Source organism: Gammaproteobacteria bacterium CG11_big_fil_rev_8_21_14_0_20_46_22, assembly GCA_002796245.1.
GTDB lineage: Bacteria > Pseudomonadota > Gammaproteobacteria > UBA12402 > UBA12402 > 1-14-0-20-46-22.
This window is the reverse complement of record PCWT01000051.1, coordinates 126692-144394: the sequence shown is the minus strand read 5'-3', so window position 1 is coordinate 144394 and position 17703 is coordinate 126692. Positions and strand designations below refer to the sequence as shown.

The following is a 17703-nucleotide window of genomic DNA, read 5'->3' as shown; positions in this document are numbered from 1 at the left end:
TTAAGCAAGCAGTGAGGCTTTTTAAACCCAAACCATACCAGCCCCCAGCTTTGCCTGACTCAAATTAGAAGGAGTTGTGTCGTGTACGAAGCGGTATTAGTAATTTTCTGTTTCTCTTAGATACAATCAGTAAGCCAATTGGCCAAAATATGTAAAACTGCTCCTCCACGCCTAAAGACCAGGTGTGCAGTAAGGGGCTGGATTGAGAAAATATGTCAAAGTATCCAGCTTGTTTATAGAAAAACACATTTGAAAACGATATAGCTGCTGTTGCAAGTGAGCCCCCATAGATTTTAAACTTTGCCAGATTCAAAAGCCATGCTGACAGTAAAAATGATAATGCTAGAATGAAAACAAGAGCAGGTAATATTCTATTGGCTCTTCTTGTGTAGAAGTTTATAAAGCAAAACTTCCCCCTATTTTCAAGCTCTTTAACAATGATGTTTGTGATCAAGAAGCCGGAGATTACAAAAAATATATCAACGCCAACATACCCTCCGCTAAATAGCGAAAAGCCTAGGTGTAAAAACAACACTGAAACAACGGCTAGTGCACGAAGCCCATCTATGTGTTTGTAGTAACCTTCCGTCTCCACGTTTTTCAATAGATCCCTTGTCATAATTTTCGTCGCATAGAAAAGCCTGTTTTTTAAAAACTATAAGCCTCGCGCCGCTAGCTGGCTTTTTGCGCTTTAATTAAATTAATGGCCTTGATGATGTTCACAGCTTCGTGGAGTTGGTAATCTTTTTCCGCGCTGATTTCTTCATGGGCTTTTTTAGCTTCAGCCGATTTGCCGTTGCCATTGGCGAGCACATTGTGCAAGTCTTTTTCCCGCATTTGGGTTAAAAAGGCGAGTACTTCGTCTTTCTCATCTTTTTCTTTAAAGGCCATTTCTTCTACGGTGATATCCGGTTTAATGCCGGTGGCTTGGATGGATCGGCCTTTGGGGGTGTAATAAAGTGCGGTGGTGAGCTTAATGGCACTCACGCCATCCAATGGTAATAAGGTTTGCACTGAGCCTTTGCCAAAGCTTTGCGTGCCAATCACGACAGCGCGTTTATAGTCTTGCAAGGCGCCGGCCACAATTTCTGAGGCTGAGGCAGAGCCGTTATTGATGAGCACAACGATCGGCAGGCCCTGCGTCATATCCAGTGTTTTGGCTTTTTCGCGCAGGTGGACCATGTTGTCACGCTCTTTGGTGTATACGATGGTTTTGTCTTTGCCCAATTTATTCGCGTCTAAAAACAAATCAGAGACATCCACCGCTTCTTCCAGTAAGCCGCCTGGGTTGTTGCGAAGGTCTAAAATCACACCTTGAAGCTTGGCTTGCTTGGCCAGTGTTTGGTATTCGCGCTTGATATCGCGAGCCGTATTTTTTTGAAATTGCACGATTTGAATATAAGCGAAGTGATCACTCAAAATACGGCCGGTGATGTTGGCCACATCCAATTTTTTGCGCGTGAGTGTAATTTTTCGAGGGCTTTTATCGTTTTTATTAGCCACTGTGAGCGTCACTTTCGTGCCGGGTTTGCCGCGAATCATCTCAACGGCTTCGTCAATATCCGTATCGATCATCGGCTTGTTATTGACGGCCAGTATATAGTCGCCATTTTTAATACCGCCTTTGCGTGCGGGTGAGTCTTTGAGTGTGGTGATCACTTTTAAGGATTTGTGATCAACACTCAGCACCATACCCACGCCCACGTAGTTACCTTTTGTCGTCAAAGAAAGTTGTTTTAAGGCTTTTTCGTCCAAATAGCTGGAGTGAGGGTCTAGCTCTTGAAGCATGCCGCGAATCGCGCCGGCCATAAGCTTATCATCGCTGGCATCTTTGACATAAAACTGCTTGACGTGTGAAACAGCGATAAGAAAGGGTACCATCGCCTCTGGGCTGGGTGTTTGTATTTTCGGTGCTTGGGATGCGAAACAAAGCATTGAAAGAGTCAATGCGGTTACAAGGCTAAGGCAGCGTTTCATAAAATCATCCTATTTTTCTGAGCCAACGTGTTGGGTCTTCAGGTTTTGATAAGCGTCGAATTTCGAAGTATAGCGCTGGCGTATCATAACCACCAGAATTACCCACGCTGGCGATAATCTGTCCGGGCGTGACGTGATCGCCTTTTTTAACAAATAAGGCTTGGCAGCGTGCATAAAGGGTCATGTAATGTTTGCCGTGTTGAATGATGGTTAAAAAGCCGTAGCCTCTTAGCCAATGGGCGAATACGACCTTACCGGGGTAGATGGCGTGAATAGGTGTGCCGGCAGTGTCGGCGAGCAAAATGCCGCTGCTGCGAAGCCTGCCGCCGGCAATAGGCGCATGGTAGGTTTGGAGCAGCTTCACCTGTTCGACAGGCCAGGGCAGGTGCCCCTTGTCAGCTGCAAAGTTGGTGCCTGGGCTTGCGTAATAATTTTTCTCATTCAACAAATTTAACAATTTTTGTAGTCGTGCTTTATCGCTATACAGTTTTTTTAGCTGAGCTTGTTTGGTTTTCAAATGTTCACCAAGTTGCTCAATCGTGGCTTGCCGGCTGCTTTGCGCTTTTTGTAAGGCGTGGTTTTCCTGGCGAAGCTTTTCTTTAGCTTTTAGTAGGGTTTTTTCCTGAGCTTCGATCGACTGTGTGACCGCTTGTAATTGTTGGATGGTTTTTTGGGCGTGTTTGATCGATTGTTGGCGCGCCATGATAAGGTAGCGATAGTACACCATATAGCGATCAATCGTTTGCGGATTTTGTTGATTTAATAGTAGCTTGATTTCAGATTGTCGACCCAGTGCGTAAGCGGCCAACATATGTTTAGTCATCAGTTCATTTTGTAAGGCCAGTTCATGGCGCAACTGATCTTGCTCGCCTTTTTTACGGTTGAGCTCATGCTCTTTCGGCAGTAATTTAGCCCGTGTCAGGTGTAGTTTTTTTTGAACGCCTGCAATCTGTGTTTCAACTTGTTGCAAATTGTTTTGCAATTTATTGCGTTTGCTTTTTGTGGCAGTAATCGTGCTCTCAAGCGTTTTGATTTCTTGGTTAACCGTCGAAAGCTTGTGCTGGCTAACCGTAAGGTGTGAAAAAAAACTGCTTGAGAAAGCAGTTGATGCAACAATCAGAAGGGATAAGGCTGTTAATCTTTGTTTTATTTTAATCGTTCTCATCGCTTAACTGAATTAAATTCATCCCTGTCATCGCGCTGGGTGGCTTAATGCCGAGTAAGTGTAGCACGCTTGGCGCAATATCAGCCAAGCACCCAGTCCGTGGGCTCATTGTGGCATGGCGGCCACGATAAATAAAGGGCACCAAATTGCTGGTATGAGAAGTGATTGGCGCATGCTTTTTGCTGTCATACATGGCATCGGCATTGCCGTGGTCTGCTGTGAGAAGCAGTTCACCGTGAACGGTGTCGAGCGCTTGGATAATGCGTCCCAAACAGTGGTCTAGGCATTCGATCGCTTTAATGGTCGCGTCTAGTTTTCCAGTGTGACCGACCATGTCAGCGTTGGCATAATTACAAATAATCACGTCATGGGCTTGTGCTTTAATGTCGTTGACTAAGGCATCGGTGACTTCGTTTGCTGACATCTCAGGTTTTAAATCATAGGTGGCCACGTTGGGTGAGTGTATTAAAAGGCGCTCCTCGCCAGCGACAGGTTTTTCACGCCCGCCGTTAAAGAAGAAAGTCACGTGAGCGTATTTTTCCGTTTCAGCCAGGCGAAGTTGGGTCAGGCCGTGCTCGCTGAGTACATCGGTGAGTAAGTGTTCGAGGGCAGGCTTGGGAAAGGCAACCTCTGCAGCGAGTGTGGCATCGTAGTCTGTGAGTGTCACGAAGTGGCTCAAGTGAAGGGCCTGGCGCTTGAAATGGCTAAAGGTTTCGTCATTGAAGGCATGGCAGAGTTGGCGTGCACGATCTGATCGAAAATTAAAGCCGAGCATGACATCGCCATTTTGTACAGCGGCAGGTTCGCCAATTAAACAGGCAGTGACAAACTCATCGGTTTCGCCGCGCTCATAGGCTTGTTTTAGAGCATCTATAGCATTGCGGGCTTGGTAAGGTGCTTGGCTTTCGATGATCGCCCGATACGCCTGTTCGATACGGTCCCAGTGGTTGTCGCGATCCATCGCAAAGTATCGCCCAATGAGGGTTTTAATGCTGGCCATGCCAAGTGTTTGGCACAGTGCTTCGAGTTTTTCTAATGAGGCTTGGGCGCTTTGCGGCGCTGTGTCGCGCCCGTCTAGCATGGCATGTACGTAGCATTGTTTCACGCCACACGCTTTTGCAAGCTTTAATAAAGCGAATAAATGCTCTTCATGGCTGTGTACACCGCCAGGTGATAATAAGCCAAAAAGGTGTAGGGCTTTTTGGCTTTCGGCCAGCGTGGACAGCGCATTTTTTAAAACAGGGTTGTTTTTAAGTTCGTCGTTAGTGATGGCTTGGCTGATGCGGCTTAGGTCTTGATACACTGGCCGGCCTGCGCCGATATTCATATGGCCCACTTCAGAGTTGCCCATTTGGTGATGGGGTAAGCCCACGGCCATGCCAGATGCATCGAGCAAAGTGTGGGGGCAGGTTTGCCAAAGCGTATCGTAGTGGGGCGTTTTGGCTTGTGTGATCGCGTTGTAGGGGCCCGCTTCACCATGGCCAAAGCCATCAAAAATGCACAGTACCAAGGGTTTGGTTTTGGGTTTGTTTGTCATGTGGGCTTTCTGCTCTCAAGGTTTTCACGCCAACAAAAGTTTATGTTTTTTTTGGGCGAGTGTGTATAATGATCCGCTAAATTTTAAGGTATTTTTATCTGCTATGAATAAATTTTGGCCATTTATCGAGCGACATTGGTTTTTAACGACGTTATTCGTGGTCATGCTTATTATCTTTCTGTGGTATGAGCACCACATTAAGCAACGAGAGCGCGGTGCGGTGACACCACAAATTGCGGTGAATCTTATTAATAAGCAGCACGCGAGTATTATCGACCTTAGGTCGGAGGATGCGTTTAAAGCGGGTCACATTGTGAGAAGTCAGCGTGTGGACCTAAAAGCCTTGTCGGCGTATTTAAACAAAATACCTAAAGCGAAGAAAAAACCTGTGATCGTCGTGGCCGATGTTTTGTCTCAAGTTGCTAGCGCTAAAAAAATTCTTGCTAAAGCCGGTTTTGACGATGTGGTCAGTATTCGTGGTGGGTTAAAAGCATGGAAAGATGCAGGGTTGCCATTGGAAAAAGAGGGGGTGAGATCGTGAAGCAAGTGATGATTTATTCGGCGGATTACTGCCCCTACTGTGTTCGGGCAAAACAATTCTTTGAAAGCCGCGGTATCGCTTACACTGAGCTTCGCGTTGATGAAAATGACGAGCTGCGTGGCGAAATGGAAGCTAAAAGTGGTCGCCGAACCATTCCGCAAATTTTTATTGGTGACAGTCATGTGGGTGGTTACGATGATTTAATCGCAATGGCACGCAGTGGCTCATTAGACACATTACTAGAGGAGTAAAACCATGGCTGAACAGCAATTTGAAATCCAACGTTTATATTTGAAAGACGCATCTTTTGAAGCCCCCAATACACCTGAGCTTTTTTTGCGTGAATGGCAGCCGGAAGTGAGCATTGATCTGAATGTTGAAAATAAAAATATCGAAGGCGATATTTATGAGGTTTCGCTGTTGGTAACAGTCACCGCAAAAGCGGACGAGAAAACAGCGTTCTTAGTCGAAGTGAAACAAGCGGCTATTTTCACTATCGCAGGTTTTGATGACGAGCAGCGCGGCCATATGCTAGGCGCCTTCTGCCCGAACATTTTATACCCTTACGCGCGTGAAGCCGTGTCTGATTTGGTTAATCGTGCAAGCTTGCCACAGTTGCTATTAGCGCCTATCAATTTTGATGCTTTGTATCAGCAACAGCGGCAAGGCGGCGGTAAACAAGACGCGTAGCCAGTCTGGTGATGTGGTCTGGGTTGAGCCGTAGCGATAAACCGGGAAAATAAAAATCTGGATTATCACGCCTTTGGCATTCAATTCAGGCTGCATTTTAGGGCTAGTGTCATGCGAGCGAACGTCAGTGAGCGCGGCAATCTGGTCCATTAATCTTGAGATTGCTTCGTCGTTTCGCTCCTCGCAAAGACGGTTGCTACGAATACGGAACAAACGTAGCCTGTATATGGTTTGAGGAGTGCAGTGACGATAACCCGGGTTTTCAGTGCAACTCCAGAAAAAACTGCCAGGCAAAGGAGTGCTTTTCGATGTTGAAACTCAATTACTACCTCGGCCAAGTGGGCGTCAGCGGTGCTGAAAAACCGTTTGTTCGCCACCTTTCGCGTTTGTTCGACTTTCTCATGGCCATCATTGCTGTACTTTTGTTTGCTGAGTGGCACTTAAGTCTCATGAATGTGCTGCATAATGGCACAGCCATGGCAATCAACTGGCTTGTCTTTCTCTTTTTTGCCCTGCGTTTTGTGGTGTTCTCATTGCTGGTGACTGACAAGGCGCGCTATGTCATGTTTAACTGGTTTACGCCGCTTGTGATTCTATTCATGATCCCTTTGTTAGTTTCACCGCATTTTGCGCCGCGTCTTTACATGGTTATCAGGCCCATTCTGGCGGTGCTAATGTATGTGCCATGGCTTGGGCTTATTCGCCTATCACTGGTTGATGGTAAGTTAAGCACTACGCTTATCAGCTTGGTGTTCGTGGTAGTTTTAAGTGGTGTGCTCATCACCGGCGTGGACCCTGCATTTAAAACTGTGGGTAACGGTATCTGGTGGGCTTGGGTGACGATGTCCACCGTGGGCTACGGCGATTATGTGCCCCTCACTGTGGGTGGTAAGATTTTAGGTTCGATCATTATTTTGCTGGGCTTGTGTTTTTTCGCCATTTTGACCGCGAACTTTTCTAAGCTTTTTATCAAGCGTACGATGAGTGATGTCTGGCGTGATGCCGAAGCGGAAATTGAGCGAGAGAAACGTTTGGAAGAGCGCTTCGTCCGTCTTGAGAAAAAGCTGGATGCTTTACTTGAAGAAAAAAGCCGCGACAAATAGCGCGGCTTTTTAAAGCGTCATTTAAATTGATAATGCTTTGATTTGGCTGTTCAAACGGCTTTTATAGCGAGCCGCTGCGTTTTTATGAATCAAGCCTTTGCTCGCCATGCCATCGATGACGGGCACGGCTGCGTTGAATGCCGTCATGGCTTCGTCTTTCTTGCCCGCTTCAACCGCGTAGCGAACTCGCTTAATGAAAGTGCGTAATTTAGAGCGCAAGCTCACGTTGTGCATGCGGCGTTTAAGCGCTTGTCGCGCGCGTTTTCTAGATTGTGGGGTGTTTGCCACGGCAGTTACTCCAGGTCATGTCTGTTCAAAGGGCGCCATTATCGGGCCGAGCCGTCCAAATGTCAATGACTTATGGCTGAATTTCCAGATAATCGGGGGTGCGTAGGTTCACGGGCAAGCCTTCGATGAAAGCGTCATTGAAGGCGCTGTCTTTAAGCGTGACTAGGCACAGGGTTTTATTGCCATGACGCAATGCGTTAACCACCTGGCCGACGGGTTTGTCTTCACTGTTGTGCACGGCCATCATTGGCGTGAGTTCCAAGGCTTCCGGTAATGTGCCGATATACAAGTGCTGCTTGAGGGTGCCCCGAAAGTGCATCCGGGTGACGATTTCCTGCCCGGTGTAGCAACCTTTATCAAAATCCAAGGCGCCTAAGCATTGTAAATTCAAATTATGCGGGGTGAATTGATCGACACACGCCAGGCCCACTTCAGGAATGCCGTGCTCAATCAGGGCCTCTTTAAAGGCCAGCGTGGTTTCATGGGTTTCCAGCACTTTGTGCGTGTAAAAGCCGGTAAAGCCAGTGTCGTAAATTGCAAATTCACACGCGATATGTTCGGCTTGCCCTTGGTGGCTGGCGTAAAAAAACAGGCTGTTTTCATCGATCTCGATCGTGACTTTTGAAAAGATGCTGTATTTTTTAAGGTGTGACAGAGCATGGCTCAGCACATCTTTTGGCATGCGCAGGTAATAATCACCACCCTGGCGAAAGGCATGGAACAAGGCTTGGATTCGACCTTTGGGGTCGCAAATCACCCCGTAGACACAGTGGCCATCGGCCAAGGTTTGGATGTTGGCACTGCATTGGCCTTGCAAAAATTTGGCTGCATCCGGCCCCGTGAGTTTTAAAAAACCGTAGTCATGGTTTAAGTCGATCATGGTTGTGCCTTAGATTTGCGATGCGACATTCTCTCATAGGCTTTATGGGGCGGCAATGTGCTGATAATGGCCGACAATTTTTGCTCAAAATATGTGCACTATTGGGATTTGTGTGATACAATGGCGCAAAAATAATAAGAAGTTTCCTATGGATCAAGGTCAACCCACAAGCACTTTCCAAACCGATGAATTCCATAAGGCTTATGGTCAGTTAACTCAGGCAGGTGAGCTGGACCTTAAGTCATTCGCAGAAGCTAGCGGACAGGCTTTGTGCATGGCTCAAAAAATGCTGCGACTTAAGGATGACAGCTCATGGGATGGCGATAATGAGTATGCCCACTTGAATGGTTTGGATGATCGCTGGGCTAGAGTGGCTCACAGTCTCTACACTGAGGATAAGTATAAAACGCTCTTTAACCATGAAGTGTTTAATGCCGTTCAAGATGCCTTGTTTCGCTTGGCTAGCCACTACAAATCGACAGGAAATCTTAGTGCAGCGGCCAAATGCTTTGAACAAATTGCAGCGATTAATTTTCACAAGCTTGGCCATTTAAATGCAGTGATGCAGTTAAAAGCTGTAGAATGGCGAGATCGTTATAAAAATTCAAAGTTAGCGACGGAGGCGAAGGTTGATGTTGCCGCTAAAGTTATAGAGACACGATTTGAGTTGCAATCGAGCCATGTTCGCTATAGCGACGGAAATCGTTTTGTCAGAGTGGATTTGTACAGTAACGCTACCTCAAAAACCACTCAAAAGCCTGGGGCTGACTCAAGGCAGCCTGGAAAAGATGCGAGGTTTGCCCAGTTGCAAGCCAGTTTGTATGAGCTTGGTGTGTATCAATTGCAGCAAGGCCACAGGGATAAAGCACGCCATTATTTTGAACAAGCTGCGGCATTACCGTATTCACCCGATACGACGAATCGATCGCTTTATTTTCTCTATCGGTTGACGATGACCAAGCGCTGTATTCTTTATCGCAATAGAAAGGCTGAACGTTACTTATCTGCTATGATCAAAGTCCCTGGAAAAGATTGCGGTTTGATCACAAGTCTTTGGTTTTTGTTTCAACGTGATGCCTTTAAAAACACCAGTGGCCCCAGGTTTCAAGATTTGATGGGCCTGGCTTTTTGTGCGCTGGATGGGCAAGATGTGAATAAGGTTCGATTGGATCCTTTTTTACGGAGTGTGACAAAAGAGTTATTGATGCGTTGTCAGGGTAAAATGGATGATGAGAGTTATAGGATGCTCATTGAAAAATACTGTAATCGCAGTCAGGCAGCAGAAGCTAGCGCCAATCAGTCAGCGAAAGTTAGGGTGAGCGAAACGAACGCTTCGTATTTTGGTTGTCGTGGTTCTGCTGACGGTGGCCTTCCGCAGGTACCGGCGATGGGGGCAGGAAGGGGATTCACCCAAGCATGAGAACACGCATTATCAACGTTTTCCCTGCTGATCTTGAGTGTGTTGTTTATTAATCGGTAGCCACAGCTGTTCCAGCGGAAAATACAACGCGAGTTTCACAGGCTCTGGATACATCGCGCTGACAATGTCTCGGTATTCATATAGCTGCGCAGCATACTGGACGGTTTGTTTATCTAAAAAAGTGTTCAAAGCTAGGTTGCCGCATTGGGCCGATTTGTAGTCGATAATCCAGCGTGTACCATGTTCATCGACAAAGGTCCTGTCGATCACGCGTTTTTCGCCATTGGGTAAGGTGACTGCAAATTCAGAAGCCGCTTCTTTGTGCGGCTGTAAAATCCATTGCGCTTTTTCATCGCTTAAGCAGTGCGTTAAACCGCTTGTCAGTGTGGCGATGGCGCGTTGAAGTTCGTCTTCGTTAAGCCCCAGCGTATTTAAGCGGCTAAGCCAATAGTCCCGTTGTGCATGGATGCGTTGTTCACTCCATTGCGCGACTCCGTCGTGGCTAATTTGCTCGAGAGCTTCATGCAAGAGTTCACCAATGAGGGCGGCGCGTTGTGGCTCAACGGTTAATTCAAATTGATCCCCTTGAAAGAGCTTCGGTTCAATCTTGGGTAAATTGTCAGTGTTAAGCCGCCTTACGAGCGCGGGTTTAGGTTGGGTATCGCTTGTATCCAACTCAATCGTGTCGGTTTGTATGTGTTCTTGGATGTAGTCAAGAAAACTGTGTCGTGTGGCATTTTTGTCTTCATCTAAGGTGGCCGTAAAATAAAGGCGTTTTTTTGCACGCGTGGCCGCTACATACAAAAGGCGACAGTTTTCAAACTCATCTTTTTGTTTGTTGAGTGATTGTAAATAGCGATACACTGCATCGTCATCGCCGCGTGCAGGCAAGGGTGATAAAAGCAAATCCACGCCGTCGTTTTCGCGAGGAAATTCTGCGTGCAGCAGCAATGGGCTGTCGGTTTTGAGTGTGCGTTTTTGGCAGGCGGGGATAATCACTGTATCAAATTCTAAGCCTTTAGATTTGTGGATGGTCATGATTTCAACGAGACTGTCTTCATCGCTGTTTGAAAAAATGCCTTGAAGCTCACGCTCAAAGCGATCGGCGTCCAGCAGGGGCGTGCGAGCTTCTTCTTGGCGTAGCAGCTTGAAGAAGGCTGTCATGTCATTGCGCTGCGAACCGGCATAAAGTGTGTCCGCTTTGAGTGTGCTCCAAAGGTATAACAGTATTTCGCTGTAAGAGAGTTGCTGGCGAAAATTCAGCGCCGTTTCAAGTGCGGCTTTTACGCTCTGCAAACGAGTTTGCTCGTCGTCGCAGAGTTCGGCATATTGAATATTTTCCCACAGCGTGTTTTCTCTGTTTTTCGAGAGCGCAAACAGGCTGTTAAGTGTTAAGCCACACCAGGGCGCGCGAAGGGTGGCGAGCCACGCCGTGCGATCATCCAAATGTAAGACCGCGCGCAGCAAAGAACAGGCATCTAAAACCCAAGGCTTGCTCGCTAAAGGTTGAATGTCGGTGGCTTTAAATGGAATTTGGCGAGCTCGCAAGGCGTCAAAAATTAACAGCGCTTGGCTTTTAGCCCGCACTAAAATGGCAATGCGCTCGTTGGGGTGTGTGTTGAGTGTGTCTTCAACAAGCGTGGCAATGTGTGCGGCTTCGCTGGGTTCATCGTGTGCAATGCATAAGCGAGGTGCTTGATTTTCGCTGGGCTTAATTGGGGCTGCGGCGTGATAATGCACCGCACCCAGTTGTAAATCGGACAGTTGAGGGAAAATGGCTTGAAAGCTTTGATTAAACCAATTCACTAAATCCGCTTGGCTTCGAAAATTGCTGGAAAGCGCGAGAAATTTCGGTTTAATTTCACCCAGGCCATAGTCTTTCACGCTTAAAAACAAACCGACTTCGGCATGGCGAAAACGGTAGATCGATTGCATTGGGTCGCCCACACAAAACAAGGTGCGCCCATCACCGGCTTGCCAGGCTTGTGTGAGTAAGGCCAGTAAATGATGCTGATTGCTCGACGTGTCTTGAAACTCATCCACCAAAATGTGCTGAAGCTGGTAATCCAAGGCGAGCGCCAAATCGCTGGGTGCCTCAAATTGGCCGAGCGCATGCAGCGCGGCTAAATGCACTTCAGTAAAATCGACGGTGCTGTGCGAAAACCAAACCAGGCGAAGCTTGGCCGCAGCAATCGGCAGCAGGTCAAAGAGCGCTTGCAGAACATGCCATTGACTGTGGCTATGGGCTTCGGGCGGCAGCTCGCTGACGCGAGCCAGGCGATCTTTCACATCTTCGGTGGCGTCCAGCGCTTCACACAGGGCTAAAAGTTGTGCTTTTAAGGCTTTTACAGTGTCTTTTTCGGCGGCGGTTTTTAAGCTCGCAGTGCTCGGCAAACCTTGTTGTGCGGTAAAGGTTTTTCGCCATTGGCCGTCTTGTGTCATTAAAAGCGCGCGCAGGCTATGCCAAAGTGTGGTGCCTGGCTCAATGGTTAAGGCATTGAGTAGGCCTTGCGCTTGTTTTTTGATGTTCTCAGGTATGGCTGACTCTAACTGTGCCAGCTGTTGTTGGTTAATGTTGGCGAGTACTGAGTCGGCGGTGGCTTTTAAGTGCCCTTTGTGTGCGTAGACATACGGCAGCCACTGGTCACGTGTGGCGAGCATCTCGCTCATCAGGCGGCTTAAGTGGCGCAGATTATTATCCAGGTGCAGTAAAAGCGTGGTCAGTGTGTCGGCGTAGCCATCCCTTTCGGCATCGTTGACCAGTGATTGAATGGCTTGCTGGTAATGTGCCCAGGGCTTTTCCGTGACTTGATTGATCGCACCCAGTTCGCTGGTCAAGGGCAGGGTGTTGGCCAGTTCAGCGCAGAAGCTGTCGATGGTTTGGATTTTTAATCGCCTGGGGTTATCCAGAAGCTGCCAGCCACGTTCGGTGTTTTGGGTGAGCACCGCTTTAGCTAGCCGATAGGTGGTTTGTGCATGGGCTTCTTGGGGGTCGCCGCTATTGGCGGCCATTTTAAGGCGATCTAAAATCCGTTCGCGCATTTCTTGGGCAGCTTTGCGAGTGAAGGTGATGGCTAGGATGGACTCGGGCTTTTCCACGGTGGCCAAAAGCGCCAAAAAACGTTGGGTCAACAGTTCGGTCTTGCCTGAGCCTGCCGGCGCTTGGACGATAAAGCTCTCACGGATATCGAGCGCTGTTTGGCGCGCCTGTGCGTCCTTCAGTGTCATGTTTGCCCCCAATTTGGCTTGCGATAGTAGCATGCTAGCGTTTTAGTTTTCCACTAGTTACGGTGGTTTTTGCACAAACGTTTGTTTTATTAAGAAAATCTTAGCGCTGTCTCTAAACCCGCTGCTTTTTAGACGATAAAAACAGTATAACTCATTGAAAAATATAATTTAAATTGTTTGGTGCAAGTTTTGCTCATTTTGTTAGAAAGCGCGAGATTTCGCGAAACCCGCCCCCTTATTCAAACCTTACACACAAACTTATCCACAGTTTTTGTGGATAAGTAAGCCGGTTGTGTAAAGCTTCACCAGCGAGGGTGTTGCACTGGCCACGAAAGCCTGCCCGCCCATTTTTTGACCTGATTGACAAGGGTAATTTTTAAGCAAGTTAAGTCACACGAGTCTAGGCTAAGCTCAAAAGTGTTTTTCCAAGCGTTCTGCACAAAGATATCCACAGATTGTGTGGATAACGCAAAACCGCTACAATGCGCGTCTTTTAATCAGTAAGATACACTATGCTTTTACGAACACGCTTTGCCCCCAGCCCAACCGGCTATTTGCACATTGGCGGTGCGAGAACGGCCCTGTATTGTTGGCTGTATGCTCAAAAACATGGCGGTCAGTTTGCGCTGCGCATTGAAGACACCGACCGTGAGCGCTCCACCAATGAATCCATCCAGGCGATTTTGGATGCCATGGATTGGCTGGGGCTTAATTACGATGAAGGGCCGATTTACCAAACCCAACGTTTTGATCGTTATGCCGAGGTGGTGGCGCAATTATTATCCGAAGGTAAAGCCTACCGTTGTACCTGTTCAAAAGAGCGCTTGGAAACTTTGCGCGAAACCCAAATGGCGAATCAGGAAAAGCCCCGTTACGATGGCCACTGCCGAGATCGAGAGGTCAGCGCGGAGGAGCCCCACGTGGTGCGCTTTAAAAACCCGACAGAAGGGGTGGTGAGCTTTTTCGATTTTATTCGCGGTGAAATCACCGTCGCGAACAGTGAGCTGGATGATTTGATCATTGCGCGCAGCGATGGCACGCCCACGTATAATTTCACGGTGGTGGTCGATGATTGGGATATGAACATGACTCACGTGATCCGTGGTGATGATCACATCAATAATACGCCACGACAAATTAATGTCTTTAAAGCCTTGGGCGCTGAGCCGCCGGTGTATGGTCATGTACCCATGATTTTGGGCAGTGACGGCAAGCGTTTATCCAAGCGCCATGGCGCGGTGAGTGTGATGCAATACCGTGATGAGGGCTTTTTGCCGCAGGCTTTGTTAAATTATTTGGTTCGTTTAGGTTGGTCGCATGGCGATCAAGAAATTTTTTCACTGGGTGAGATGATCGATTATTTTGATGTGGCCCACATCAACCGTGCACCGGCGAGTTTTGATCCGGAAAAATTGCGCTGGATCAATGCGCATTACATTAAAACCTTGCCAGTCTCTGAGCTTGAGCCGGCTTTGCAGTGGCAGTATGATGCGCGCGCGGTCGACACACATCACGGCCCCGCTGTCGCGGATGTGATCGAGCTGTATCGTGAGCGGGCCCACACACTGCGCGAGATGGCCGAGCTCACGCACTTTTTTTATGAGTACGCCATTGTGTACGATGAAAAAACGGTGAATAAAGTGTTTAACTTGGGTGCCGTTAAGCTTTTGCAAGTTTTTATGCAAAAATTACAAGCCGCTGCCGCCTTTGATGCGCCAAATCTGCACGAATTAATGCACGAAACCATCGCAGAGTGTGAGGTGGGTTTCGGTAAACTTGGCCAGCCATTACGTTTGGCGATCACGGGCAGTAATATGTCACCGCCGATGAATGAGGTGATGGCCTTGTTGGGTAAAGAAACGTGCTTGCATCGTATCAGTGAGGCGGTTCGCCATATTCAGGAGCAGCACGCATGACACAGCGAGAAACCTTAAGCTTGCCTAAGGGGCGTAAAAAATTGCTGTTGCATTCTTGTTGCGCGCCGTGTTCAGGTGAGGTGATGGAAGCCTTAATCGCTTCAGAGATCGATTTCACGATTTATTTTTACAATCCGAATATTCACCCGAAGAAAGAATATGAGCTTCGTAAAGAAGAAAATATCGTCTTTGCCGAGAAGCACAATATTCCTTTTGTGGATGCTGATTACGACATGGATAACTGGTTTAAACGCATCAAAGGCTTGGAGATGGAGCCAGAGCGCGGTGAGCGCTGCACCCAATGCTTTGATATGCGTTTTGAGCGCACAGCCTTATACGCAGCAGAGCATGGCTTTGATGTGATCTCCAGTTCCCTGGGTATTTCACGCTGGAAAGATATGAACCAAATCAATGGTTGCGGCGAGCGTGCGGCAGCCCGCTATGACGATTTGGTCTATTGGACTTACAATTGGCGAAAGCAAGGCGGTTCACAGCGTATGATTGAAATCTCTAAGCGCGAAGGGTTTTACATGCAAGAATACTGCGGTTGTGCGTATTCTTTGCGCGACACGAATCGCTGGCGTACCTCGTCAGGCCGCGAAAAAATTAAAATCGGTGTGAAGTATTACGAAGCATAATGGCCCACTTCTTTTGTTTTCAGTTGGTTGATTTTTAGGGCTTGTTTACAATGGGTATTCCCGACTGCAAACCAAGCGAAATCGGCCAAAAATTGCAAAAATCTCATGACATATGTTCAATATGTGCTTCGATTTTTTTCATTTTTGGCTCGATTATCTTGATTTTCGTTTCGAAAAACCCATTGTAAACAAGCCCTAATCATCATTTTTATTTTTAGATTTTTTGAAGCTGTTCAGGTTTTCTTAAGCAAACTCAGATAGGATGGTCCTCAAAAAGGCAAACCTATGGCGTTAAAAGAACCTTCTTGTGGCAGATCCCCCCGTTATGTGGATGTCAGCTATCAGCCACAGCCTCCAAAGTTCAAGGAAATTGAAGATACGGTAACCGCTCTAAAAGCTGAGCTAATTTTGCCAACGGTGCTGGCTTCTGAACAATCTAGTGAGAACGAAGGCCCAAGTGGCACTGACTCAAGCGCTGAGCCTTTAGAAACAACAACACTGTTAAAGACACATGCTATCAATGTGCCTGATGTTTACCCATCTAATAAAGAAGGGCTCTTGCAGGCCTTAAATGGCTATTCCATTCCTGGGACGAGGGCTTCCTTAATATCAATACTTGATAGCGCTATTACTGAAACGAGTGCGTTTAATAGAAAGCAGCGAAAACACTATGCTAAGTTGATAGATGATCTGAAGAGATTAAAAGCTTTAATGGAGCAATCTGAGGCTTCTCGAGTGTCTCAAGCTAAAGCTATTGGGGTTAAAGTTGAGCTTGAAGGTTCGATGTACTATGTGCGATTAACGCAGGCCGGTCGTCAATATTCTAGAAAAGCAGGGTGTTTGGGTTGGGCGATTACGGTACCCAAGGCGCTGGCATCAGCAGGGCAGCGACTCTATGGTATGCTGGACACTTTCTTCACGGAAACACACTTACTTTACTCTATTCTTGTCCGTTGGTTTGCCTATGATCAGTGGCCTTGCTGGGTTCCTTTGTTTCTTTGTTTTGCCACAACAGTGGCCGATCTGGTAATGAATTGGGCTACTCGTTTGCCCAGTACGATCAAATTTATTGATGGTTGTCAGGCTCCACATAGGCAAAAAAAATCAACTGCGACATCGATTGTGTACTCTGAGCATTGGAAAAAAAGAGATGAGAGGTTTGTTAAGGCGATAAAGGTTATTGCTGTTGTTTCGGCTATCTGTGCTTCACTGAGCACCGTTAGAGGCCTTTGTACGGTGCTCAGTGTTGCTTATCAAGCCATAATGCAGTCGGCTCAGTTGGTTCGTTCGGGGGGTGCGGGTCACACCCAGAAGGGTGAGGCTTCTCGTTGTTTGAGCTTTTCTTTGTCGGCTGCTGACTTGCCGATTTGGCTTGGGGGTACATTTTTTAGTGTGGGCTTTGCATTTGGTGTCGTAAACTTTCTCACTCGACTCGGTAATGCCTCTGCTAAAGCGGTAAAGCATTATCAATTATGGCGACAAAAAAAATTTGGTACGGTGCCCTGGTATAAGTGGGGCGCGATTGTTTTGGGTGCCTTGTCTATGATTCCCTTGAATCATTACGGTGTTATGCAGTCTATTATTTACTCGTTTAGAATTTTTGACCTTTATCCACCGGTTAACCCAGTGACGCACCAAAGCCCTTGGGATAATGCGATCAGCGGGTCAGCATTTTTCTTAGCCTTTGCTTCTTGGCTGTCTCAGATTTTAAGCCAATCCGGTAGTATCTTAACTCCGAAAAAAGAAAGTGAAGTGGTATTGAAAAAAGGCTTCTGGGGCGTATCTAAAGAGGTTCTTCGAGAAACGGGGCGTATGGTTTGTCCTAATCTAGCGGGCATAGGGTTAAGGCTTGGTTTTGTTGTCATTTTATCGGTTTTTGATTTGATTGGTAACTTTGTGTTGAGTTTAAATTCCAGCATGGGTGTGTTTTTCTCTATGTTTAGTGCTTTAAACCCCGCAGCGGTGCTCGGGGTGACGTTTGGTTTGTCATTGTTTTTTGCTGTTTTGAGCTCGGTATTTTATTATTTCTTTAATCTTCAGGATTTCAAAAACTTTGATCGCCAGTCTGTTTTATCCAACTTGCTCAGTAGGTTTGCTAATCACTATCAGCGTTCTGAAGATTATACGGGTCAGAGTGTTGCAGCTGCCTTAGAGCATAAGCTTGGTTCGCATAATGCCCCTGATGAGGCAGCGGTCAGTGATCAGGTGTCTGCCTGTGCTTCATCGGCGGCTTTGTTTCAGCCTGCGCAGACTGCTGAAATGCCAAAGGATTTCTATGTGGGAAGCAACTCGGGGTGCTCCCTAGCCTAGCTCGCCGATT

General features: G+C 47.2%; 15 protein-coding genes. 8 read left to right on the top strand and 7 right to left on the bottom strand.

Going from position 1 to position 17703, the window contains the following annotated elements; translation table 11 throughout:
• Positions 1–64 precede the first annotated feature (64 nt).
• From COV52_07430 to COV52_07415, 4 genes are read right to left on the bottom strand one after another with little or no spacing between them, the layout of a single operon-like run.
• Positions 65–619, bottom strand: coding sequence for an acyltransferase (locus COV52_07430; protein ID PIR10862.1), 555 nt, complete (start codon positions 617–619; stop codon positions 65–67).
• A 53-nt stretch (positions 620–672) separates the two neighbouring features.
• Entirely contained in the window at positions 673–1977 is a 1305-nt protein-coding gene (locus tag COV52_07425) for a peptidase S41 (protein PIR10861.1), read from the bottom strand.
• 4 nt (positions 1978–1981) lie between these two features.
• The gene (locus COV52_07420) at positions 1982–3142 is read right to left on the bottom strand and encodes a hypothetical protein (GenBank protein ID PIR10860.1); all 1161 of its coding nucleotides are present in this window, start codon (positions 3140–3142) and stop codon (positions 1982–1984) included.
• Positions 3129–4679, bottom strand: a complete 1551-nt coding sequence (locus tag COV52_07415; GenBank protein PIR10859.1) for a phosphoglycerate mutase (2,3-diphosphoglycerate-independent) — start codon at positions 4677–4679, stop codon at positions 3129–3131. The genes COV52_07420 and COV52_07415 overlap by 14 nt, the downstream gene beginning before the upstream one ends.
• On the opposite strand from COV52_07415, the gene COV52_07410 reads away from it, so the two are divergent.
• The 4 genes from COV52_07410 to COV52_07395 all read left to right on the top strand — a co-directional run bounded on the left by COV52_07410 (position 4639) and on the right by COV52_07395 (position 7013).
• Positions 4639–5220: a hypothetical protein gene (locus COV52_07410; GenBank protein ID PIR10869.1), complete on the top strand. Its 582-nt coding sequence runs from the start codon at positions 4639–4641 to the stop codon at positions 5218–5220. The two genes, COV52_07415 and COV52_07410, sit on opposite strands and share 41 nt — an antisense overlap.
• Entirely contained in the window at positions 5217–5471 is a 255-nt protein-coding gene (gene grxC / locus COV52_07405; protein ID PIR10858.1) for a glutaredoxin 3, read from the top strand. Before COV52_07410 ends, grxC begins: the two co-directional genes overlap by 4 nt.
• A gap of 4 nt (positions 5472–5475) precedes the next feature.
• Positions 5476–5910: a protein-export chaperone SecB gene (locus COV52_07400; GenBank protein PIR10857.1), complete on the top strand. Its 435-nt coding sequence runs from the start codon at positions 5476–5478 to the stop codon at positions 5908–5910.
• Between the two features lie 308 nt (positions 5911–6218).
• Positions 6219–7013 carry a hypothetical protein gene (locus COV52_07395; GenBank protein PIR10856.1) on the top strand — a complete coding sequence of 265 codons (795 nt, stop codon included), beginning with the start codon at positions 6219–6221 and terminating at the stop codon, positions 7011–7013.
• Positions 7014–7034: 21 nt separating this feature from the next.
• On the opposite strand, the gene COV52_07390 is transcribed toward COV52_07395, so the two are convergent.
• Together COV52_07390 and COV52_07385 are read right to left on the bottom strand one after the other, a co-directional pair.
• The gene (locus COV52_07390; GenBank protein PIR10855.1) at positions 7035–7301 is read right to left on the bottom strand and encodes a 30S ribosomal protein S20; all 267 of its coding nucleotides are present in this window, start codon (positions 7299–7301) and stop codon (positions 7035–7037) included.
• Positions 7302–7371: 70 nt separating this feature from the next.
• Positions 7372–8181 carry a hypothetical protein gene (locus COV52_07385; GenBank protein ID PIR10854.1) on the bottom strand — a complete coding sequence of 270 codons (810 nt, stop codon included), beginning with the start codon at positions 8179–8181 and terminating at the stop codon, positions 7372–7374.
• Between the two features lie 148 nt (positions 8182–8329).
• Between COV52_07385 and COV52_07380 the strand changes: the two genes are divergently transcribed.
• Complete coding sequence (locus tag COV52_07380) at positions 8330–9601, top strand: hypothetical protein (protein PIR10853.1); 1272 nt, start codon at positions 8330–8332, stop codon at positions 9599–9601.
• Between the two features lie 12 nt (positions 9602–9613).
• Here COV52_07380 and COV52_07375 read toward each other — a convergent pair whose 3' ends face one another.
• On the bottom strand, positions 9614–12862 hold the full coding sequence (locus COV52_07375; protein ID PIR10852.1) for a hypothetical protein: 3249 nt from the start codon (positions 12860–12862) through the stop codon (positions 9614–9616).
• A 479-nt stretch (positions 12863–13341) separates the two neighbouring features.
• Between COV52_07375 and COV52_07370 the strand changes: the two genes are divergently transcribed.
• From COV52_07370 to COV52_07360, 3 genes are all read left to right on the top strand, one after another.
• Positions 13342–14745 carry a glutamate--tRNA ligase gene (locus tag COV52_07370; GenBank protein ID PIR10851.1) on the top strand — a complete coding sequence of 468 codons (1404 nt, stop codon included), beginning with the start codon at positions 13342–13344 and terminating at the stop codon, positions 14743–14745.
• Complete coding sequence (locus tag COV52_07365) at positions 14742–15383, top strand: hypothetical protein (protein PIR10850.1); 642 nt, start codon at positions 14742–14744, stop codon at positions 15381–15383. The genes COV52_07370 and COV52_07365 overlap by 4 nt, the downstream gene beginning before the upstream one ends.
• Positions 15384–15668: 285 nt before the next feature.
• Positions 15669–17693, top strand: coding sequence for a hypothetical protein (locus COV52_07360; GenBank protein ID PIR10849.1), 2025 nt, complete (start codon positions 15669–15671; stop codon positions 17691–17693).
• Positions 17694–17703: the final 10 nt, after the last annotated feature.